The sequence below is a fragment of the Schaalia odontolytica genome (genome assembly GCF_024584435.1).
GTDB lineage: Bacteria > Actinomycetota > Actinomycetes > Actinomycetales > Actinomycetaceae > Pauljensenia.
Genome location: NZ_CP102197.1, coordinates 1,882,481 through 1,904,549, shown reverse-complemented (window position 1 = coordinate 1,904,549; position 22,069 = coordinate 1,882,481). Strand labels below are relative to the sequence as shown.

The 22,069-nt window shown below is 66.4% G+C and carries 18 protein-coding genes and 1 pseudogene; 15 read left to right on the top strand and 4 right to left on the bottom strand.

Features of this window, described 5'->3' with window-relative positions:
• A complete protein-coding gene (gene dnaN / locus NQK35_RS08465; protein ID WP_257113883.1) occupies nucleotides 1–1,137 on the bottom strand; it encodes a DNA polymerase III subunit beta in 1,137 nt (378 codons plus the stop codon).
• 412 nt (nucleotides 1,138–1,549) lie between these two features.
• Nucleotides 1,550–2,980 carry a chromosomal replication initiator protein DnaA gene (gene dnaA / locus NQK35_RS08460; RefSeq protein ID WP_009212820.1) on the bottom strand — a complete coding sequence of 477 codons (1,431 nt, stop codon included), beginning with the start codon at nucleotides 2,978–2,980 and terminating at the stop codon, nucleotides 1,550–1,552.
• A gap of 447 nt (nucleotides 2,981–3,427) precedes the next feature.
• Between dnaA and rpmH the strand changes: the two genes are divergently transcribed.
• The 9 genes from rpmH to NQK35_RS08415 all read left to right on the top strand — a co-directional run bounded on the left by rpmH (nucleotide 3,428) and on the right by NQK35_RS08415 (nucleotide 10,304).
• Nucleotides 3,428–3,568 (top strand): 50S ribosomal protein L34, encoded by a 141-nt coding sequence (gene rpmH, locus NQK35_RS08455; protein WP_009212821.1) that lies wholly within the window; start codon nucleotides 3,428–3,430, stop codon nucleotides 3,566–3,568.
• Nucleotides 3,569–3,577: 9 nt separating this feature from the next.
• Nucleotides 3,578–3,931 carry a ribonuclease P protein component gene (gene rnpA, locus NQK35_RS08450; RefSeq protein WP_009212822.1) on the top strand — a complete coding sequence of 118 codons (354 nt, stop codon included), beginning with the start codon at nucleotides 3,578–3,580 and terminating at the stop codon, nucleotides 3,929–3,931.
• The gene (yidD, locus tag NQK35_RS08445) at nucleotides 3,928–4,293 is read left to right on the top strand and encodes a membrane protein insertion efficiency factor YidD (RefSeq protein ID WP_257114791.1); all 366 of its coding nucleotides are present in this window, start codon (nucleotides 3,928–3,930) and stop codon (nucleotides 4,291–4,293) included. The genes rnpA and yidD overlap by 4 nt, the downstream gene beginning before the upstream one ends.
• 50 nt (nucleotides 4,294–4,343) lie before the next feature.
• On the top strand, nucleotides 4,344–5,687 hold the full coding sequence (yidC, locus tag NQK35_RS08440; RefSeq protein ID WP_257113882.1) for a membrane protein insertase YidC: 1,344 nt from the start codon (nucleotides 4,344–4,346) through the stop codon (nucleotides 5,685–5,687).
• A gap of 82 nt (nucleotides 5,688–5,769) precedes the next feature.
• Nucleotides 5,770–6,273, top strand: coding sequence for a Jag family protein (locus tag NQK35_RS08435; protein ID WP_048725726.1), 504 nt, complete (start codon nucleotides 5,770–5,772; stop codon nucleotides 6,271–6,273).
• Nucleotides 6,274–6,286: 13 nt separating this feature from the next.
• On the top strand, nucleotides 6,287–6,949 hold the full coding sequence (gene rsmG, locus NQK35_RS08430) for a 16S rRNA (guanine(527)-N(7))-methyltransferase RsmG (RefSeq protein ID WP_009212826.1): 663 nt from the start codon (nucleotides 6,287–6,289) through the stop codon (nucleotides 6,947–6,949).
• 260 nt (nucleotides 6,950–7,209) lie between these two features.
• On the top strand, nucleotides 7,210–8,091 hold the full coding sequence (locus NQK35_RS08425; protein WP_257113881.1) for a ParA family protein: 882 nt from the start codon (nucleotides 7,210–7,212) through the stop codon (nucleotides 8,089–8,091).
• A gap of 165 nt (nucleotides 8,092–8,256) precedes the next feature.
• Nucleotides 8,257–9,522 carry a ParB/RepB/Spo0J family partition protein gene (locus NQK35_RS08420; protein ID WP_257113880.1) on the top strand — a complete coding sequence of 422 codons (1,266 nt, stop codon included), beginning with the start codon at nucleotides 8,257–8,259 and terminating at the stop codon, nucleotides 9,520–9,522.
• 146 nt (nucleotides 9,523–9,668) lie between these two features.
• Complete coding sequence (locus NQK35_RS08415) at nucleotides 9,669–10,304, top strand: HAD-IA family hydrolase (protein WP_257113879.1); 636 nt, start codon at nucleotides 9,669–9,671, stop codon at nucleotides 10,302–10,304.
• A gap of 99 nt (nucleotides 10,305–10,403) precedes the next feature.
• Here NQK35_RS08415 and NQK35_RS08410 read toward each other — a convergent pair whose 3' ends face one another.
• Both NQK35_RS08410 and NQK35_RS08405 read right to left on the bottom strand, forming a co-directional pair.
• Entirely contained in the window at nucleotides 10,404–11,411 is a 1,008-nt protein-coding gene (locus NQK35_RS08410) for a D-alanine--D-alanine ligase family protein (RefSeq protein ID WP_257113878.1), read from the bottom strand.
• 22 nt (nucleotides 11,412–11,433) lie between these two features.
• Nucleotides 11,434–12,762, bottom strand: a complete 1,329-nt coding sequence (locus tag NQK35_RS08405; protein ID WP_257113877.1) for an aminotransferase-like domain-containing protein — start codon at nucleotides 12,760–12,762, stop codon at nucleotides 11,434–11,436.
• Nucleotides 12,763–13,313: 551 nt separating this feature from the next.
• On the opposite strand from NQK35_RS08405, the gene NQK35_RS08400 reads away from it, so the two are divergent.
• The 6 genes and pseudogenes from NQK35_RS08400 to NQK35_RS08375 all read left to right on the top strand — a co-directional run bounded on the left by NQK35_RS08400 (nucleotide 13,314) and on the right by NQK35_RS08375 (nucleotide 21,758).
• Nucleotides 13,314–14,396 carry a type I restriction endonuclease gene (locus NQK35_RS08400; RefSeq protein ID WP_257113876.1) on the top strand — a complete coding sequence of 361 codons (1,083 nt, stop codon included), beginning with the start codon at nucleotides 13,314–13,316 and terminating at the stop codon, nucleotides 14,394–14,396.
• Nucleotides 14,397–15,061: 665 nt separating this feature from the next.
• Nucleotides 15,062–17,055, top strand: a pseudogene (locus NQK35_RS08395) (TIGR03773 family transporter-associated surface protein).
• A 104-nt stretch (nucleotides 17,056–17,159) separates the two neighbouring features.
• Entirely contained in the window at nucleotides 17,160–18,737 is a 1,578-nt protein-coding gene (locus NQK35_RS08390) for an anchored repeat ABC transporter, substrate-binding protein (protein WP_373567096.1), read from the top strand.
• A 317-nt stretch (nucleotides 18,738–19,054) separates the two neighbouring features.
• A complete protein-coding gene (locus NQK35_RS08385) occupies nucleotides 19,055–20,125 on the top strand; it encodes a TIGR03773 family transporter-associated surface protein (RefSeq protein WP_257113873.1) in 1,071 nt (356 codons plus the stop codon).
• Nucleotides 20,122–20,841 carry an anchored repeat-type ABC transporter ATP-binding subunit gene (locus NQK35_RS08380; RefSeq protein WP_048741317.1) on the top strand — a complete coding sequence of 240 codons (720 nt, stop codon included), beginning with the start codon at nucleotides 20,122–20,124 and terminating at the stop codon, nucleotides 20,839–20,841. The genes NQK35_RS08385 and NQK35_RS08380 overlap by 4 nt, the downstream gene beginning before the upstream one ends.
• On the top strand, nucleotides 20,838–21,758 hold the full coding sequence (locus NQK35_RS08375) for an anchored repeat-type ABC transporter permease subunit (protein WP_257113872.1): 921 nt from the start codon (nucleotides 20,838–20,840) through the stop codon (nucleotides 21,756–21,758). Before NQK35_RS08380 ends, NQK35_RS08375 begins: the two co-directional genes overlap by 4 nt.
• The last annotated feature ends 311 nt before the right edge of the window (nucleotides 21,759–22,069 follow it).

Sequence of the window (22,069 nt, the reverse complement as noted above, 5' to 3'; positions counted from 1 at the left end):
TCAGATGCCGAAGCGGATGGGCATCAGCAGGTAGCGAAACTGGGTGACCTCGCCCTCGTCGACCTTCTTCTGGCCCGTGATGACGGCCGGCTTGGTGGAGTGCGTAAAGCCGAAACGGACGAAGTCGGTGTCCAGAACCTGCAGGCCATCAATGAGGAACTGCGGGTTGAACGCGGTCGAAATGTCGTCGCCGTGCAGCGAGGCTTCGATGGCCTCCGATGCCTGCGCGTTGTCTCCCTGGCCGGCTTCGAGGACCAGCTGGCCCTCGGTGAACGCCAGTCGCACCGAGGTCTTGCGCTCGGCAACCAGGGACATGCGCTTAACGGCCTCCAGGAGGGCATGACGGTCAACGACCGCCTGGATCGGCGTGGACTCGGGGAAGAGCCGTCGCACGGCGGGGTAGTCGCCGTCCATGAGGGTCGACGTCGTGCGACGACCGGAGGCGGTGAAACCGATGAGCGAGGACGCGCCCGGCTGGGTCTCGCCGGAGAGACCGACCTCGACCTTGGCGCCCGAGGTCATCGACTTGGCGACATCCTGGAGGATGCGCGCCTTGACCAGGGCAATCTCCTCGATCGAGGTGTCCGTCGGCTCCCAGTCGAGCTCGCGCATCGCCAGGCGGTAGCGGTCGGTCGCCAGGAGCGTGATCGAGGGCCCGTTGATCTCGATGCGAACACCGGTCAGGAGGGGAAGCGTGTCGTCGCGGGAGGCAGCGATCGACACCTGGGAGACGGCCTGCGACAGGGTCGAGGAGTCGATCGCCCCGATGCCGGTGGGCTGGGCCGGGAGCAGGGGATACTCGTCGAGGGGCATGACCGCCAGCGTGAAGTGCGAGGACCCGCACACGAGGTTGACCTTCTGTCCGTCCAGCTCAACGGAGACGGGCTTGGAGGGCAGAGACTTAGAGATGTCCGCGAGGAGACGACCGGAGACGAGCACCTCACCGGCCTCGTCAACGGTTGCGGGAATGTGGGAGTTAGCAGAGACCTCGTAGTCGAAGGAGGAGAGCGTCAGTTCGTCGCCGTCGGCCTTGATGCGCACGCCAGCCAGGATCGGCGAGGCTGGACGCACGGGGAGCGCGCGGGCGGTCCACGAAACGGCTTCGGCCAGAACATCGCGGGCGACGGTGAACTTCATAGCTGCCTCCAAAACACAAAACGGATCGAAGACTACTTTACCCACATGTGTGCCCACACGGGGCGCGATACTGGCCTCGTCGGCAGGCGGAAAGACCAGGGCACTTGGCGCCGATGTGCGGCGGCCTGTGAAAAAACCACGATCATTGATCTCTCCATCCATCATAAGGGCTGTGAGTTCTGTGGAAAAACGCCCCTATCCGCGCAACGTCAAGGAAACTACTGTGATGTCATTCCTGGACGCTTCTGTGGACTCCCCACGCGGGGCTGTGGATGAAAGAAACTACAAGTCTTGGAGATCCACAGCACCCATCCCTTTCTCCACAGGCCCGTGGCCTTGATCCACGCGACTATGAACAGCCGCTGTGAATGGAGGCGTGGGCGCGCACTTTCGTGCGCGCCCACGCCGTTTACTACGACTCCCTGGCCTTCTGCTTGATCCGATTTGTAAGCTCCGACACGTGGTTGAAGGTCTCGCGCTTCTCCTTCATGAGCTTCGAGATCTTCTTGTTCGCGTGCATGACCGTCGTGTGGTCGCGACCGAAGGCTTGCCCGATCTTCGGCAGCGATAGATCCGTCAGCTCGCGGCACAGGTACATGGCGATCTGGCGGGCCTCGACGACGTTGTGACTGCGTTCGGACGAGCCCATCTGCTCAATCGTGACGCCGAAGTAGACGGCGCACTGGCTCATGATGAGGCTCACCGTGATCTCGTTGTCGTCGGGATTGGACACGAAGTCCTTGAGCATCATCTGGGCCAGGTTCAGGTCGATGCGCTCCTGGTAGAGGGAAGCCCACGCGCCGATGCGCACGAGCGCGCCCTCCAGCTCCCGGATGTTCGAGGAGATGCGCGAGGCCACGTACTCAAAGACCTCGGGCGTGACCTCGAGGCCCTCCGCGTCGGCCTTCTTATGGAGAATGGCGATGCGAGTCTCCAGGTCCGGCGGCTGAACGTCGACGAGTAGCCCCGAGGAGAAGCGCGACCGCATACGGTCCTCGAAGCCCTTGAGCTGCGCGGGCGGCAGATCTGAGGTCAGGACGATCTGCTTGTTCGCGCTGTGCAGGGCATTGAAGGTGTGGAAGAAGCCCTCGACGGTCTGTTCCTTGTCGCCGATGAACTGGATATCGTCAATAAGGAGGATGTCGAGTTCGCGGTAGCGGCGGTGGAAGGCCTCGACCTGGGAGTTATCCGTCTTGTTCAGGCGGATCGCGTTGATGAACTCGTTCGTGAACTCCTCGGAGTTGACGTATCGGACCTTCAGGTGGGGCATCATCGACAGCGCGTTGTGTCCGATCGCCTGCAGGAGGTGAGTCTTGCCCAGCCCCGAGTCGCCGTAGATGAACAGCGGGTTGAACGCGGTACCGGGTGTCTCCGAGGCAGCCAGCGCGGCCGCGTGAGCGAAACGGTTGGAGGGGCCGATGACGAAGGTGTCGAAGGTGAACTTCGGATTGAGGTGGGTCGGACCGGAATCGGTGGGCGCACTCACCAGGGCGGGGGAGTGCGCCTCCTTCCTGGCTGGTTGAGGCGCCTTCTCCTTGGGCCTCTGCTGGACGGGGGCGGGTTCCTCGTCCTCGGCGACGACCTCCAGGGAGGGATCAACGGTGATGGCGATTCGCACGGTTCGGCCCAGGTTGACCGACAGCGCGGCCGTGAGCTTGGACTGAGCCTTGTCCTCGATCCACTGTTTGGTGAATCCGTTGGGGACGGCCAGCAGAATCGTGCCTTCGATATCACCGAGGGGGCGGGCGGATCGCAGCATGGACGTGGCGACGGGCCCCAGCTCATCGGTGGGGACAGCGCCGAGGGCCGCAGCCCAGGCACGTGTGAGGGAATCCGACTCCACGGCAACCTCCGGACAGATCAGACGGTGAGTTCAATCACGGCATCGTGGTCATGCGCGTGACTCCTGTGCACCTGAGCAGTGTAGCCCGCGCACATGTTATGCACAGACTGGGGATGAAGCTGTGGAGAACCATCACAGAATCACAGAGTTGTAGTTACAACTGTGGGTCCGCGCCAGCGTGCGGAAACCAAAAGAGCGACCCGCCTGTGGATAACGCGCCCCATCCACGAACTGTGGACGATACTGTTCCACAGTGATTTGCACAGCTGTGGATGCTGTGTGTGACGAGGTGCGTAACTCCGCCCCGTTGACTCCCCGCGCGGATCCGCTTAGTCTTGACTTTTGTTTGCGCCCATTTGGGGCGCGCGTCCCCGCTATCGCGCCCCGATGGGCCGATAGCCCAACCGATAACGAGTGGGAGACCACTCACCGCCGAGGAGAATCGCCGTGACCACCAAGCGGACCTACCAGCCCAACAACCGTCGTCGTTCCAAGACGCACGGCTTCCGCCTGCGCATGTCGACCCGCGCCGGCCGCGCCATTCTGGCTGCCCGCCGCCGCAAGGGCCGCGCCAAGCTGTCCGCCTGAGACACCCCGGTGCTGCCGCGCGCGCACCGCATGGTTGACCCAGCGGACTTCACCGCCGCGATCCGACACGGAGCGCGCGCAGGCGACCCGCTGGTCGTCGTCCACGTCCGAGCCGACGAGGAACGCAACAGCCGCCTCGTCGGTTTCGTCGTACCCAAGCGGGAGATCAAGCGCGCCAACGGTCGCAACCGAGTCAAACGACAGCTTCGTCACCTCATGCGCGAGCGTATCGACAACCTTCCCGAGGGAAGCCGGGTCGTCGTGCGGGCCTCCGGCCGCTCCCTGGGAGTTTCTTCCAAGGAACTGGGAGCGCACCTCGACCGTGTCATGAGCAAAGCGTGGCGCAAGTGGGACGCACGATGACTCGGCTGGGACGCCTCGTCGGCCAGATCGTGTCGGCGCCCATCGTCGCCTACCAGCGCTTCATTTCTCCGGCCCTCGGACCCCGATGCCGATACGCTCCCAGCTGCTCCACATACGCGCTCCAAGCGATTCGTGTCCACGGACCCATCAAGGGATTCGTCCTTGGCGCCTGGCGCCTCCTGCGGTGCAACCCCTGGAGCCTGGGCGGGGTGGACCACGTGCCCGAGCGTGGCAGGTGGAAGCCGGACCCCTGGGTCCCGCCCGATGATTGGGCGGGGCACGACAACTGGGTTCGTCCCGAACCGATGGGACTGGACCCCACCGACCTCTCCGGAGACTCAACGACGGCCTCGGGCCACTAAGGAACAACGAAACAGCGGCGCCAACGCGCCACGGCGAAAGCGAATAGTCCATGTTCGACGCAATCCTCCACCCCTTCGCGTGGGCCATCTCCTACCTGTGGGTGTGGATCCACGATCTCCTCGTGCTCCTGGGATTCTCCTCCGGATCCGGTGTGGCGTGGGTCCTGTCCATCGTCCTGCTCACCGTCCTGGTGCGCATCGCCATCATCCCGCTGTTCCTCAAGCAGATCCGATCCTCGCGCGCCATGCAGGCCATCCAGCCCGAGATGCGCAAGATCCAGGAGAAGTACAAGGGCAAGAAGGACCAGGCGAGTCGGCAGAAGATGATGGAGGAGACCCAGGCCCTCCAGCGCAAGCACAAGGTCTCGCCGTTTGCCTCCTGCCTGCCGATGCTGGTCCAAATGCCCGTCCTCTTCGGCATGTACCGCGCCATCATCGCCGTATCGTCTATCGCCAACGGCACATACACCTACCGGGGCGAATCCACCGACCACCTCGGCCCGCTGAACGCATCCGTTTCCTCGGAGATCGTCAACTCGACCGTCTTTGGGGTTCCCCTGTCGCACACGCTGCGCGATTCCTTCGACCAGCCGATGGCCGTCGCGGTGTTCGTGGCCGCAATCGTCATGATGGTCGTTCTCCAGTTCGTCTCCATGCGCATGTCCTTCTCGCGCAACATGCCCGACATGGGCGACAACCCCATGGCCCAGTCGCAGCGCTCCATGATGTACGTCATGCCGCTGATGTTCATCTTCTCCGGTGTCTTCTTCCAGATGGGCGTCGTCATCTACACGGTGACCGCGTCCGTGTGGGCGCTCGCGCAGGCGTACTGGACCATCAAGGTCATGCCGACACCGGGTTCACCCGCCTACGCCGACCTGCTGGCCTCGCGCGAAGCCGCCTACCAGGCGTGGGCCAAGCCCTTCTTCCAGGACTACGACCGGGAGAGGGCCGCGCTCGGCACACCCGCCTCCGACCCGCGCGTTGACGAGCTCAACGAGCGCACGCTCGCGACGTTGCGATCCAGGGCCAAGAAACAGCACGTCGCCTCGGACTTCCCCGCCTCCATGTCGGTCGGCGAGATCGTGACGGTGTACCGCAACCTCGCCTCTCAGGCGTGGACGACCCTGCCCGACGAGCAGTGGATGCGCGGGCTGAGCCTGGCCGTCGAGAAGCGTCGGGCCAGGAAGGAGGCCTCCGCCCAGAGGGCCGAGCTGCAGAAGAAGGCGCGAGGCCGCCGCGTTGCCGAGCGCGAGGCCGCCACGGCAACGGGGGAGGCACCCGAGGCCGATTCCGAGCGCAGCGGAGCCCGCGGCTCACTCAGCGCCCAGGAGATCGAGCGGCGCCGCGTCGAGCGCCGCAAGGCACGGCGCCGCTCGGGTGACAAGCGCTGATCCAGAGACAGTTTTCCGCTTCGGGCACCCGAGGGTAACCTGAAGACCATACAGACCCATTCCCCACCACGGAGGAGACGTCATGAGTGACGACAATGCAGACAAGCTCACCCGCCTCGAGGAAGAGGGTGAACTCGCCGCAGACTACCTGGAAGAGCTGCTTGACATCGCCGACCTCGACGGAGATATCGAGATCGACGTGGAGAACGGCCGCGCGTCTGTCGAGATCGTCGCCGACGATCCCGACGCGCTCGATCGGCTCGTCGGCGAGGACGGGGAGGTGCTTGACGCGCTCCAGGAGCTGACCCGCTTAGCCGTTCAGACCGAGACAGGCGAGCGGTCGCGCCTGATGCTGGACATCGCGGGATTCCGCGCCGAGCGCAAGGAGGAGCTGCAGGACATCACGCGCGAGGCTATCGCTCGCGTGCGAGCCAGCGGGGATGCCGTCAAGCTCGAGGCGATGAATCCCTTCGAACGCAAGGTGTGCCACGACGTGGTCGCCGCGGAGGGCCTGACTTCGGAGTCCGAAGGCGTGGAGCCGCACCGCCGAGTCGTCATCCTCCCCGAGGATTCTGACGGTGAGTGAGAAGCCAAGCGGGATGGGAAGGGGTCGCCAGGTGGGCGACCCCTTCGTCCCAGAAGAACCCACCGACGAGGTTCGCTCGTTCTTTGGCCCCTCCTTCTCCGACGTCGCAGAGTATGCGCGGATGCTTGAGGAAGAGGGGGAGATCCGCGGCCTGCTTGGCCCGCGGGACATGGAACGCATCTGGTCGCGGCACATCGTCAACTCGGCGGCCGTCCTGGAGTTTATGCCCAGCAAGCGCGGCCGACAGGTGCTCGACGTTGGTTCCGGTTCGGGACTGCCGGGCATCGTGATCGCCGCCTGTCGACCCGATCTCGACGTGCACCTGGCCGAGCCGATGGCGCGCCGGGTCGAATGGCTCATGGATGTGGTTGACGACCTGGGACTCGACAACGTCACGATTCATCAGGCGAGGGCCGAAGAGCTGCGCGGCAAGGGTAAGGCCGACGTGGTGACCGCCCGCGCGGTGGCCAACATGAGCAAGCTTGTGCGCATGACCTCCAAGCTGATCGCGCCGGGCGGGGCGCTCGTCGCGCTCAAGGGCAGGCGGGCACCCATCGAGGTCGAGGAGGCCTCCGGGGAGCTGCGGCGTCACCATCTGCGCGCGCAGATCCACGAGGTTCCCTCCATCATGGAAGAGGAGTCGACCTACGTCGTGGTCTGCACGCGCATCCGTTGACCGCCGAGGCGGGCGAGACCGTCAGTAGCACGTTACTGTGATGTGTAACACAATAGGCTTGTCGTGTGTGGGATCGCTTCGTTCGATCGGCGGCCGAATCGGTGCGGCGCCTTCGCTGGGAGAATCGATCCTAGAAAACGTGTCGATCGATGATCGGGCTGGCGAGTCTACGATTTCGTGCACCTTCGCGCATTCAACGCTTTTGGGCTGGAAGTGCGTCCGTCTGCCCGTAGACTAGTGGCAGAACCTAGGAAGGTGTCATGAGCAATAACAACACCCCTCTGTCTACTCAGATCGAACGCAACCTGCGTGATTTGGCGATGCTCGAGCGGGCCACATTCCGCAAGCCGGAGACCACGCGGATCATCGCCGTGGCGAACCAGAAGGGCGGCGTCGGCAAGACGACTTCGACGGTGAATCTTGCGGCGGGGCTGGCCGTTGGCGGCCTGTCCGTGCTCGTTGTCGACGCTGACGCTCAGGGCAATGCGTCCAGTGCGCTTGGAGTTGAGCACCCCGCTGGCACGCCTTCTACCTACGACGTCATTATCGGGGGCGCGAGGATGGAGGATGTCGTCCAGCCGTGCCCGGACATCGATGGAGTCCTCGTCTGCCCCGCAACGATAGACCTGTCGGGCGCTGAGATTGAGCTCGTGGACGTGTCGGAACGAGAGTATCGACTGAGCGTCGCCCTGCGCGAGTATGTGGCGACGCACAGAGAGATCGATATCGTTCTGATCGACTGCCCGCCGTCGCTTGGCCTCGTGACCCTGAACGTCATGGTCGCGGCGAACGAGGTCGTGATCCCGATTCAGGCCGAGTACTACGCTCTGGAGGGCCTCAGCCAGTTGTGGCGCACGGTGGAACGCATTGGCGCCGATCTCAATCCCGGCCTGCAGGTGTCCGGCATGCTGCTGACGATGGCCGACAAGCGAACGCGGCTTTCCGAGGAGGTCGAAAGCGAGGTGCGGTCGCACTTCCCGGAGCACACGTTTGAGACCGTCATTCCGCGCTCCGTGCGCATTTCCGAGGCTCCGAGCTACGGGCAAACGGTCATCACCTACGACGGGAAGAACGTCGGCGCGATCGCGTACCGCAAGGCTGCGCTTGAGCTTTCGCAGAGGATACCGAGCGACGCTCGGTGATTGTTTCACGTGAAACACTGCGCATCACACCCCTATCTTTCCAGGCCGCAACGTCCAACCATCGTGGTCATCGGTGCAGCATAGTGATCAACGGCGCTCACGGCGTGAGCACGCACCGATGTTTCACGTGAAACAATGAATTGACGCAACTGAAGGAGTAGTGCAATGGCGGATGCATCGTCGAAGTCGGAGGGGCGCAAGACCGCGCGTAGGCACAGTGGGCTGGGTCGTGGCCTCGGAGCGCTCATTCCTCAGGCGCCTGAGCAGGCCTCGGAGCCAACGCAATCTGCGCCCTCTCGTCCGCTCGACGTGTTCTTTCCGGAGGGATCCACCGTGCGCAGCAGGGGAGGATCCGCGAAGGAACTCCTGCAACCCAAGCGTGCGGGATCTTCCTCCAAGAAGAAGCGCCCCGCGATGCCACCCGTCGACGTCGCCGCGGGCGTAGCCCGCGGAAGGGATGGCGGAAAGCCTGGAGTGTCGGCGAGCGACGGAACGGGTGGCCCTGCGACGGGCGGCAAGGCCGTGGACCCGACACCCGCTGTCGATCATGTTTCACGTGAAACATCCGTCGACGCACAGCTTGTCCCCGTTCCCGGCGCGTCATTTGCGGAGATTCCGATCGATCAGATCGTTCCCAACACGAAGCAGCCCCGAGAGGTCTTCAACGAGGAGGACCTCACGGAACTCTCCGCCTCGATTAAGGAGGTCGGGGTCCTCCAGCCGGTGGTCGTCCGAACGATTCCCGCGACCGGGCGCTCAACTAAGCTCAAGGAGTTTATCGCTGAGAAGCCGGGCGCGCGCTACGAACTCATCATGGGCGAGAGGCGTTTGCGTGCGTCGGAGCTGGCGGGGGAGACGACCATCCCGGCCATCATCCGAGAGACCGAGGACGGGGATCTGCTCCGCGATGCCTTGCTGGAGAACCTGCATCGTTCGCAGCTCAATCCGCTCGAAGAGGCGAGCGCATATCAGCAGCTCATGGCCGATTTCGGAGCGACCCAGGACGAACTTGCGAAGAGGATCGCGCGGTCGCGTCCTCAGATAGCGAACACGCTGCGCCTGCTGAAGCTTCCTCCGTCGGTACAGAAGAAGGTGGCGGCGCAAGTGATCAGCGCTGGGCACGCTCGTGCCTTGCTGGCGCTCTCCACTCCCGAGGAGATGGAGCGGCTGGCGGATCGAATCGTTCAGGAAGGGTTGTCGGTGCGCACCACCGAGGAGATCGTCCGCCTCGGCAAGATCAAGGCTGCCGCTCCGCCGCGGAGCCGCCGACAGCAATCCCTCTCGCCCCTGGGTGAAAGCGTGGTGTCGGCGCTCTCCGACGCCTATGACACGCGTGTGTCGATCACCGAGGGCCGCAGGAAGGGCAAGATCGTCATCGAGTTTGCCGGGGCCGACGACCTGCAGCGAATCGCGGATCTAATTTTGCGCTGACCGGGTGTTAGCAATCTTTCCGCAGTTCAGGAGATGTATGTACCCAATCATACATTTTCCGCACTATTGCGCGGAAGCTTGACCGCATACACTACATTGATAGGATCCGCCGTTGGATCCTTGCAGTACCAGAAGGAGCGAAAGGCATGAACGCCCAAGGCAGTTCGCGCACCGTGCTTTTCGATGTCGGTGGCGTTCTCGTCGACGCCCACCCCGATCCGCACGTGATTGCAGAGATGTTTGGTGATGGCTCACGCGGCCTGACAACGCTCGTCAATCAGGCGATGTGGACCCATCGCGGCGACTATGACGCCGGCCTACCGGACCGCGTGTTCTGGGATCGGATCGCGGGTGACTGTGGGCAGCCTGAGCCCAGCGCGGATCTTCTCAGCAGGCTGGTCGCGCTTGATACTTCACGCATGGCAAGCGCTAATGATGACGCCCTCGCGTTAGTGCGTCGGCTACGGGAGCAGGGCGTCCGCGTGGGAATTCTATCGAACGCGCCGTACCCGGTCGCCAAGGCGATCAAGCGCTCCGAGTGGGCGAAGCTCTTCGACTTCTTTGCGTTTTCGTGCGACTACGGCGTGTGCAAGCCGTCACGGGGGATCTACCGTGATGTGCTGCAGCGGCTGAACACGCCCCACGAAGACGTGGCCTTTGTCGACGACAGGCGTGAAAACGTGCGCGCGGCGGAGCTTCTGGGGGTTCGCGGTGTCATCTGGAAGGGCGTGGACAATGCGCGAGCACGCCTCGTGGAGCTCGGCTTCCTCGCGGCCTCCTAAGTCTGGTCGCTGGGCGAGCGCGCGTCGGCGGCGATGTTTCACGTGAAACAGGTGGCCCGCGGGAGGTAAACCTCCCGCGGGCCACTCGTTGATGCTGGGCTACTCGGTTGCCTGAGGCCCTGCGGTGGGTTCCTCGGCGGTGAGCGCATCGAGCTGACTGGTGCGGCCCTCGGCGACGAAATCGATGATGTCGGCGCATAGCTGTGCGAAAGAGGAATCGTCGAGGGCATCGGCCGCCTGGGGGAGGAGCGACGTGTCGGTCATGCCGGGCGCGACGTTCGCGTCAATGAACCAGCACGTACCCGCGTCGTCGACGACGAAGTCGATGCGGGACAGGTCGCGTAGGCCAAGTGTCGTGTGGGCCTCGACGGCCGCGGCCTGCAGGTCCGCAAGAAGCTCGTCGGAGAGGCGTGCGGGCACAAAGTACTCGGTCTCATCGGTGGTGTAGCGGGCGTCGTAGTCGTAGCGGCCGCGATCCGTGGACACCTCGACCGGCGGGAGGGCCACGGGGCCGTCCCACAGGTCGACGACGGACACGGCCACGTCCCGCCCGTCGATGCGCTGCTCGACCATGAGTCGCTGGCCGTAGGCGAAGGCGTCGACCATGGCTCGGCGCAGCTGATCCGTGTTGTGCGCGGTGGAGATGCCCAGTGCCGAGCCGCCGTCGGTGGGCTTGATGACGACGGGGAAGGACACCGAGCCTTCGAGGGCGGCCAGGACGTTGGAGGCGCCGAGCTGACGGAAGATCGCCTGGGGGAGCGTTACCCAGCCGGGCGTGGCGACGCCGGCGGAGCCGAGCAAGGCCTTGGCGGTGGGCTTGTTGGAGGCCAGCATCGCCTGTACCGACGACGATCCGACGAAGGGCACCCCCACGGACTCGAGGAAGGACTGCAGGGATCCATCCTCGCCGATGGAGCCGTGGACCAGCGGCCAGACGACGTCGGGTTCGAAGGTCTGGATCGACTCGGTGAGGGAGGCGTCGACGTCGGATCGCATGACCTCGTAGCCGAACTGCGCGAGGATGTTGGCGACGCGGCGACCCGACCGGACCGACACGTCGCGCTCGTGAGTAAGTCCGCCGGCGATGATGAGAACTTTCGTTGCCATGGTGGGTTTCTCCTAACGTAACCTAGCGGGCCGAAGGGCTGCCGGCCTCGTCGATCGAGGCGGTACCGAACATGTCGACGATGTCCTTCTCGGCGTTGACAACGGTGGACAGGCGCCGGACTCCCTCGCGAATCTCGTCGGGAGTGGGGTAGCAGAACGAGAGGCGCAGGTGGTTCGAGCCCTGGCCGTCGTAGAAGAAGGCTGTGCCGGACACGTAGGCGACCTGTGCCCTCACGGCGCGCGGCAGCATGGCCTTCGCGTCGAGGCCGTCGGGGAGGGTCACCCATGTGTAGAAGCCTCCGTCGGGCACCGTCCACGTGCACGAGGGCATGAACTCCTCGAGCGAGGTGAGCATCGCCCGGCACCGCTGCGCGTACATCGACCGGAAGGACTTGACCTGGCCGTACCAGTCGTAGTCGCTCAGGTAGTCGGCGATCGCCATCTGGCCGACCATCGACGGGCACAGGATAGCGGACTCGAGTGCGAGGACGAGCTTGGCTCGGATGGCGTGGGGCGCGTATGCCCAGCCGATTCGAAAGCCCGGGGCGAACATCTTGGAGAAGGAACCCAGGTAGACGACGCCCTCGGGGCTGTAGGAGGCGATTGCCGGCAGGGGATCGGAGTCGAAGCCGAGGAGTCCGTAGGGGTTGTCTTCGACGATGAGCACGTGTTCGCGCAGGCAGATGTCGGCGATGATGGGGCGCCGCTCGGCGGACAGGGTGACGCCGGCGGGGTTGTGGTAGTTCGGGATGATGTAGATGAACTTGATGGTTCGGCCGCTGGCGCGCACGTCTCGAATGGTGTCGACGAGAGCCTCGGGAATGATGCCGTGGTCATCCATGGGGACGTGGACGACGTCTGCCTGCCGGGCGCGGAAGACGCCGAGGGCTCCCACGTAGGAGGGGGCCTCGGCGAGGATGACGTCGCCCGGGTTGACGAAGAGCTCGGTGACGAGGTCGAGGGCCTGCTGGCTGCCGGTCGTGACCACCACGTCGTCGGGGTCCGCGCCAACGATTCCGTCGTAGCCCATGACCTCGGTGATGCGCTCGCGCAGGACCTCCCAGCCCTGGCCGCTACCGTATTGCATGGCCTTGGCGCCGTGGTTGCGGATCAGTCGCTCCGCCGATGCCGCCAGGCGGTCGAGGGGAAGGTCCTTCAGGTTGGGCATGCCTCCGGCGAGGGAGACGACCTCCGGTCGGGAGACGACGGAAAAGAGGGCTCGAATCTCGGAGGCGCGCAGGTTGTGGGCGCGGTCTGCGTAGACGTCGAACCAGGGGTCGAGCCGGTTACCCTGAGAGGGGGTTCTCCCGGACCAGGCCGGGGTCCCTCCGTGCGGTGAAGGTTGAGTCAAGGGCGTGCCATCCTCTGCGTGAAGTCGCGTTATCCGTATAGGTCAAGTGTGCCACTTTCTGCCCCCGGCGGGGTGTTGGGCCAGAGCGTGGCCGGGCCGCCTTACGCGTCGGCCGTGGAAGAGGCGCAGCCGATGGCGTCTGGCTCTCGGGGATCCGCCGTGGTTCGAGGCCGCGTGTGCCGTGAGTGCGGAGGGTACTGTCCCCATCCTTGGGCGAGTTGTTTCACGTGAAACATCGACGGTGTGGCGCAGCTCGGAATCCAATGTTGATGACACCGATTCAATCAGTGCTAGTATCTTGCTATCAAAGCCAGCCGTTGACCCTCCGCTGATATGGAGATGCCGATGACTGGCTTTTTATGTGTTGAGGAGTAGCAACGCGGCTTCCTTTATGGAAGGTACGGCAATCCTTGTAGACGGCGGATTCTGTCGCATCCGTGCGTAGATGCACGGAGGTCAGCTCCCGCGTGATCGACACTCTCACTTGTGTGGCAGATTACTTTCGATCTATATTGTGATTACCTGCAACTTATCGACAACGGAGTACTCTCATGGCCTTCGAGGACGCCCTCACTCTCCTAGCCACCAAGGTCGCCGACCAGTGGGAAAACATCGAAACCGAGGAGGCAACTAAGACGGCCTTCATCCTGCCGTTCATATCGACTGTCCTCGGATACGACATTTTCAACCCGCAGGAGGTCATCCCCGAGTACACCGCCGATGTAGGCGTGAAGCGTGGCGAAAAGGTCGACTACGCGATCATGGATGGGGGAGAGGTCCGCATACTCCTCGAATGTAAGAAGGTCAGTGGAGACCTGACCCCCGAGCATGCGTCGCAACTCTACCGCTACTTCTCGGTGACGACGGCGCGTATCGCGGTCCTGACGAACGGGCGAGTCTACAACTTCTATACCGACCTCGATGCGCCCAACGTCATGGACTCTCGCCCCTTCCTCGTCCTCGATCTGGCAGACATCGATGAGACCTTCCTGCCGGAGCTCCGAAAGCTCACGAAGGAGCGCTTCGACCTGGACTCTGTGGTCAGCGCCGCCGAGGAACTCAAGTACCTCGGCGCGATCAAGCGCGAGGTGGCCGCGGAATTCAAAGAGCCGTCCGCCGACTTCGTTCGCCTCTTCGCTGCGCGCGTCTATGACGGCCGCTTGACCCAGCCGGTTCTGGAGAAGTTCACCAGCATCACCGATAAGGCCCTCGGACAGTTCCTCAATGAACGGATCAATGATCGACTTAAGAGCGCTCTGGGAGCCGATGTCAACACCGTCATGCCCGTTCCCGACAATGTTGAGGAACCCGCCGACGTTGACGAGCCGGTTCCGGTTCCCTCCGATGGCATTGAAACAACCGACGATGAACTCGCCGCCTACAGGATCGTCAAGGCGATTGCGTGCGCCGAGATTCCCGCCGAGCGAATCACCTACCGTGATGTTCGCTCGTACTTCTCTGTCCTAGCAGATGACAACAATCGGCGTCCCATCGTGCGTTGCTACTTCGGTCGCCGTAAGGTCATCGCCTTCGTCGGCGACGACAAGACCGAGGACCGATACGAGATCGAGAAGCTCGAGGATCTCTACCGGTACACCGAGCAGATTCGACAGGCAGCTCGTCGTTGGGCGTAAGCGGCTGTGGAATCCGTTGGGCATGAGAGACGATGGCCGCTTGAGCCGTGAGTGAGTGGTAGGGGAGAGGAAACCGGAGCGCCAAGCGGGCGGGCACACCAATAAGAAGTCCGCAGCCCCGTGGGGGTCTGCGGACCGGTGTGCTGCTCCGGCGCGGCCGGAGGATCGCTCAGTGGCGATCGGCCTTGCGCGAACGCTTGGCGTCGGCGAGCTCGTTGAGCTGGTCGATGTGGGCCTGGGCAACCATGACGTCGATGGTAGAGAACATGAGTGACCTCCTCGTGGGATCGTATTCGTGGGTTGTATCCCTGTTTGACGAGGCCGGGGATCGCCCGGCGTATCTCGAACGTGGAGTGTGCCGCCGCGGATCGCGTCGGCGCGACCCTGCGTGTTCCAAACAAGAAAAGCGCCCGACGAGCTTGGCAGCTGTGTCAGGCGCTTGATGTTATAGCCTATTCTTCCGACCGGGTCGTAATCAACCGTACGGACAGTAAGATGCGTCGCACGAGGAACCGGCGAGGGTGTCCGCCGTCGCGCTCCCGGCTACTCCGACGCCCCCGGTGAGCCCGGCGGGGCTAGGACTTTGCAGCACAAGGCTAGCAGGCATAGAATGATAACGATTCTCATTCAATAGTCTTGTGCTACGCACCTAGAGGACCAGTTCCATGAACCCCACGAAGCAGCGGAACCCGGGTCGCCGAGCGGCCCGGGCGTTTGCCGCCATGGCCCTCGCGGCCACGTCGTTCCTCGTACCCGCAGCCGCTCAGGCCGCCGACGAGGCCACAACCGGCCCCGATGCCGCAACCGACGCGACGGCCGCAGACGCGAGCGCCACCACCGCCGAAGCCGACGCCTCGACCGAGGAAGGCGCCCCGGCCTCGTCCGCAGCGCTCTCCGGCTCCATCACCTCGTGCGACGCCATGCGCACGGCCCCCCAGGGGACCACCGCGACACTCGACCACGGACACGCCGACATCTTCGACCTGACCTCCGACGTGTCCGGCGCCCTCACCCTGCGCATCAAGGAGGACGCCACCGGCTCCGGAGTGCTGCGCGAACCCGAAAAGACCCTCCTCGCCGTCAAGGGATCCACGCTCACCCAGATCCCCGCATCCGTCAGCCAGGCGACCGGCGCGCCCACCGCCGCCTACCTGCTCGGACAGTCCGGCGACAACCAGGCCACGGTCCTGTGGCCCGGGTGGGACACCCTGGGCATCACGGCCGGAGGCTACGACGCGGCACGCTTCCACGTCACCTACTCCGGACCCGCCGACGGCCGCATCTACGCCTTCACCTCCGGCCTGACGGGGGCCGCCCAGGCGGTCACCGCCGACGGCAGCTACGACTACGACCTCGCCCCTACCGGCGACGACATCGACCAGGCGTACCCCGCCCACAAGCACGTCAACTGGCTCTTCACCCGCGCCGGACGCTACGTCCTCACCGTCCAGGCCACCGCCTGGCCCAAGGGCGCCACCGGAGTACCCGTCCAGAGCGCCGCACGCACCTACACCATCGACGTGGCCGACGAAGCCTCGTGCGTCGCACAAGGCTCCCAGCCCCCCACGGCTGAGCCACCCGGAAACTCCGCCCCCTCCACCCCCGACGCGCAACAGGGCGGCACAGGCCAGGCCGCGCAGCAGCCCCCGGCCCACGCGCCGAGCACCCCGGAGGCCGGCGGCACCAACCCGACCACGACCTCGGGAAGCGGAGCGGGCGGGACCGCCAACGGTCGAGGCGCCGCACCGGCCAAGACGAGCGGGGGCGCGGGGGCCACCGACCGCTGCGTCGCCACCCGCGTCACCCGCGAGGCCACCGAGGCAGAGGCGGCCACCCTCGCCTCGAACAAGGCACCCGCCAACACCGCGCGCACCACGCTGACCGTGAGCGTCGGCGACGGCGCGAGCGGCAACGCGACCGACGGACACTTTGACCTGGGGCCTGCCATCGAGAACGGAACCCTCGTCGCCCGCATCAAGGACGACCGCTCCCAGCCCGCCCAGTGGGTTGACCCCACCTCCCTGACCTTCGCCCTGGGTGACGCCGCCCGCATCACCGCGCCCGCCGACCTCAGCTTCGTCGCCTCCGCGGGCTCGAGCGTCTGGCTCATCCCCTCCACCCAGATCGCGGGCGTGCCCTGGTTGGGCCTGAACTCCCAGCGCGAAGAGATCGTTAGTGGCACCACCGGGGGCGTCCAATTCACCCTCGACGCCGTCGAAGGCCCCGGCCGCGTCGCCGTCTTCAACGCGGGAGCCCTCGGATCGGGCGTCGGCGAGCACGTCTTCGACGGCCCCGGCAGCGCCTACACGCTCGGCGCCAACACCCACGCCCACCAGAACTGGGTGTTCACGCGCCCGGCACCTACACCCTCACGATCTCCATGCGCGTCACCCCCAACGGCGAGGCGCTGGCCGGCAGCGGCTTCGGCAGCGGCGGGGAACTCACCGCCACCGGCGCGCTGGGACCGAACGGGCGACCCATGGTCTCCCAGGTCGTCGGCCGCACCGCCTCGGGCAAGGACTGCGACCTGTCCCTGGCCACCACCGGCGCCGACACCATCCCCCTGACCGTCGTCTCGCTCACGTGGGCCCTCACGGGCGCGGCCTGCGTGTGGGTGGGCGCCCTCGGACGCCGCCGCAACCTGCGCGCACAGTCGTGACCTCCCACCAACGAGGCCCGCACACCACCGTCCCCCGCCGCCCCACCCGTGGGTGGCGGGGGAGTGGGTGCTGCGCCGCCGCGACGCTCGCCCTCGCGACGGCCCTGGCAGGATGCGCGCCCGCACCCCAGCCGGCCGACGACGGACAGCTGCGCGTCGTCGCCACGACCGGCATCCTCGCCGACCTCGTGCGAAGCGTCGCAGGCGAGCGCGCCCACGTCACCCAGATGGTGCCAAACGGGGCAGACCCGCACTCGTGGGAACCCTCCCTGCGCACCATCCGCGACGTCGCCTACGCGGACGTCGCCTTCTCCAACTACCTCATGCTCGAGGAACACGCCCTCATCCGCGCCCTCGACTCCAACCTGCCCGCAGGCACGGACTCCGTCTCCGTGGCCGAGGAGGCCGCCAAGAACGGCGCGACCATCCTCCCCCTCGTCGAAGACCGCTCCCTCGACACCCCGTGGCTCGGCATGCGCGTCTGGGGCGACGGCACCGACCTGGGCGCCACCCGAGCCTCCCAGATCGACCTGACGACCACCGCCGTTGAGGGACCCGGGGCGGCCTCCGCCTACCTCACCACCTCCTTCGGGCAGCCCGAGGTCGCCTTCGCGTCCTCCGACGGCTTCGACGCCGCCAGCGGATACGAGGCTGACACCGCGCACCTGCCCGCCGACGCCCACCAGCACATGAGCTGGGCGTTCACAGCCCCCGGCGTCTACCGCGTCCACTTCCGCGCGAACCTGCGCACCACGCCCGGCGCGCCCCCCACCCCCGTTGGGGAAGGAACCGCCGTGTTCGCCGTGGGAACCCCGCCCGAGGAGATCGCCGCCGCTGAAGGCCGACGCATCCTGCGCGGCGGACACGCAGACGTCACCGTCAACCTGGCCACCAAGCGCATCGAGCTCGCCTCCGACGCGGGCGCGCTCAGCGGGGACGAGGCCTCGGCACCCTGCCAGGGAGCATCCGGGGCGGGCGCGATCGGTGCCTCCACCATGGAGTGCACCGACCTCGACCGCGCCATCATCGAGGTGCCCACCCGAGCCCTCACCACCATCCCCGGGCAGGCCTCATTCCGCTTCATCGGGGACGCGGGCGCCAGCGTCTACATGCTGCCCCAGGCGGTCCTCGGCAAGCACGTGCACGGCGACATCGACCCCCACCTGTGGCACGACGTCCACAACGCGCAGGCCTACGTGAAGGTCATCCGCGACTCCCTCACCCGCGTCGACCCGGGCGGCGAGGCCACCTACCGCGCCAACGCCGCCGCCTACCTGGCGCGCCTCGACGAGCTCGACGCCTACGTGGCCTCCACGATCGCCACCATCCCCCAGGAGTCACGCAAGCTCGTCACCACGAACGACGCCTACGGGTACCTGGCTAACGCCTACGGCCTCACCGTCGCCGGCTTCGTCGCCCCCAACCCCAGCGTCGAACCCTCCGTCGCCGACCGGATCAAGCTCCAGGCCACCCTCGCGGACGCGCACATCCCCGCCGTGTTCCTCGAACCCAACCTGGCGCGCACCCGATCCACCCTGCGCACCGCCGCCACCGACGCGGGCGTGGACATCTGCCCCCTGTACGGCGACACTCTCGACGACCAAGCACCCACCTACATCGACATGATGCAACACAACGCCCGCTCACTGGCACGCTGCCTGGGCGGCAAGGAGATGCCATGAAATTCTTCTCGTCCATGTCCTCTGTCGGCCGCCGGCTCTTCGCCCCGGGGGCGGCGGCCCGCCCGCCCGCTTTCGTGGTGTCCCGTGAGCGGCGGCCCGCCCGCGAGATCGCCACACGCGAGCCTGTCGGCTCGGAGTGGTCGATCTCGAAGCCCGGCCAGGCCCCGCCGCCGCCCACGGGTCGCAGCGGGTGGGCGTCGTGTGTTGAGGCGCGGCCAGGCCCCGCCGCCGACGGGGGGAATTGCGTCATTAGAAGCATCCGTACGGCGTGTCGTCGGCGTGTCGAAGCTCTAATGTCGTTATTCCCCCGTCTCGGCGTGCCGGTTTTCGCGCTGCTCGCATCCATGCTGCTTGTCATCGTGGGGGCGCCCTCTTCCTTCGCTGACCCGAGTCCCGACCCCGACCTGGCCCAGAGCGTCGCCGCTCACGAGGCATGGTCCAGCGAAGCCAGCGAGATCAGCGTCGGACACGTCGACCTCGGCCCGCGCCTCATCGACGGGCAGTGGCGGGCCGGCCTGCGCCACGACGCCGAGGGCGGCGCCGTGTGGCGCGACCCCAACCAGACCGTTCTGCGCGTCAGCGATGCGGCCATCATGACCGCGCCCGACTCCGCCGACTACCCGTTCCTGTCCGACGTGGTCGGCAAGCCCGTGCACGTCATCCCCCAGACCCAGAACCCCGGCGTCGTGTGGCTCGGCTGGAACACGCAGGACCCCGCCGTCACCGCCACCATCGACCGCGGGCTCACCATGCGGGTGGGCCCCGTCTCCGGGCCCGGCCGCGCCTGGCTCTTCCTCCAGTCCGGCACCTTCGGCAAGCCCCTGCTGCTTGCCGACTCCGGCGCGGCCCCCGGCGACGTGTGGATCGACTCCGGCACCCACGTGCACGCCAACTGGGCGTTCTCCGCCCCCGGCGTCTACGCCGCGACCGTCACCTTCTCCGGCACCACCACCTCCGGCGAGGCCGTCAGCGCCACCACGACCCTGCGCTTCGCCGTCGGCGACTCCGCCTCCGCGTCCGAGGCCCTCGCCAAAGCCGCCCCCGCCGCCTCCGATGCGCCCTCCGCGTCCGCGTCCCAGGGCTCCGCCTCCGGCGCTCCCAACGCCCAGCGCTCCGGCGACCAGGGTGCCACCTCCGGCGCATCCGAGGGAGGCCTGCCCGACTGGGCGTTCCTCGTCATCGTCGCCGTCGCCCTCCTCTCCGTGCTCGTCATCGGCGCGCTCGTCGTTGCTCGCGCCCGCCGCAGCCGCGCCGAGCAGGCCGCCGCCATCGCCGAGGCCGACTCCGCGTCCCTCCTCGCGCCCCTGCCCGCCTCCCGGCGCGGCGATTCGGGCGCGGGCGAGAGCGGTGAGGGCTCCGGACTCGGCAACGGGGGAGGGGAGCAGTGAGCCAGCTGCGCGTCGCCGGCCTGGGCGCGCGCCTCGGTGGACGCGCCGTCCTTGAGGGCGTCGACCTGGAGGTCGGCGCCGGGGAGCTCGTCGGTCTCATCGGCCCCAACGGCGCGGGCAAGACCACCCTGATCCGCTCGATCCTGGGGCTGATCCCCTCCACCGGCAGCGTCGAGACCGACGGCGCGATCGGCTACGTGCCGCAGCGCCACGAGTTCGCGTGGGACTTCCCGATCAGCGTGCGCGACGCCGTCCTGCAGGCCATCACCGTGCGGCGCGGGCTGCTCGGGCGCGCGCGGACCCCGCACTTCCGGGCGGTCGAGGAGGCCCTGGGCCTCGTCGGCATGCGCGACCTCGCGAAGCGACCCATCGGCGAGCTCTCCGGCGGGCAGCGCCAGCGCGTGCTGGTCGCCCGGGCGCTCGCGATCCGCCCCGCGGTGCTGCTCCTCGATGAGCCCTTCACCGGCCTGGACATGCCGACGCAGGAGATGCTCATGGACCTGTTCCGCGCGCTCGCGGACGGGGGGAGAGCCCTGCTCATGACCACGCACGACCTGATCGGCGCGCGCGCCGGCTGCGACCGCCTGTATTTGCTGCGCCGCACCATCGTCGCCTCGGGCACCCCCACCGACCTGGCCGACGCCGACCCGTGGATCCGCGCCTTCGACGTGCGCCCCGACAACCCGATCCTCGACGCCCTAGGAGTGCGCGCATGAACCCGGTCATTCACGCGGCGGGCCGCGGCCTGGCTCTCGCCCCGGCCACCGACTTCCTGAGCCCCCTGGACTTCCTTCGCGACCTGATGAACCCGGCGCTCGCGTTTCTGCCGCGCGCCCTCCTCGTCGCCGTTGTCGCCGCCCTCGTGTGCGGCAGCGTCGGCGTGCACGTCGTCCTGCGAGGCATGGCCTTCATCGGCGACGCCGTCGCGCACTCCGTGTTCCCCGGCCTGGCGATCGCCTTCGTGTGCGGCGGGTCCCTGGTGCTCGGCGGGGCGCTCGCGGGCGTCGTGACCGCCGTGTTAGTGGCACTGCTCGCCCAAAACCGGAGGCTCAAGGAGGACTCGGTGATCGGCGTGCTCTTCGTGGGTGCCTTCGCGCTCGGCGTCGCGATCATCGCGCGTGCCCCCGGGTACGCGGGGAGCCTGCAGGACTTCCTCTTTGGGTCGATTACGGGTATTCCAGCGTCGGATGTGCCCGTGGTGCTGGGCGGCGCGTTGTTCGTGTTGCTCATGCTCTTCCTGGCGCACCGGCCCATCGTCGCGGTGACCCTGGACCGCGAGAGCGCCCGGGCGGCGGGCGTGCACGTGCTTGCCGCTGATCTGTCCCTGTATGTCGCCGTCGCCCTGGCGGTCGTGATTTCGGTGCAGACGATCGGCAACGTGCTCGTGCTGGCGCTGCTGGTAACCCCCGCTGCCACCGCGCGGCTGCTGTGCGACCGCCTGGGCACCATGATGATCCTCTCGCCCACCCTGGGTGCGGCGGGGGGCCTGGTGGGCCTGTACCTGTCGTGGGCGCTGGACGTGCCCACGGGAGCCACGATCGTCCTGGTGCTGACCGCGTGCTTCGTGCTCGCGTGGGTCTTCGCGCCGAGGCACGGCCTCCTCGCGCGGAGCCTGCGCGAGAGGCGGGGGTGAGGCCGTGTATTCGAGGCTGTGGGCGGAGCCGCTCGACGTGTTGTCGGCGGCCGGTCGCTGGATTGTTTCACGTGAAACATCCGAGTGATGGCCGCGCGTGGGTGGCTGTACGGTGCGATGGGTGGTGTGCGGGTTGCTGCGGCGCGTGCATGCGTCGGCCCTGGCCCGGACCCTATGCTCTCCGAGGCGTTCTATGACGCTATAGACCCCTTCTATGAGCTCATATGGTGCCGATCGAGGGGTCTATGAGCCTTGAATGGGTTTCTATGACATAGAAACGGGGGTCTATGAGATAGAAATGGATCTATGAA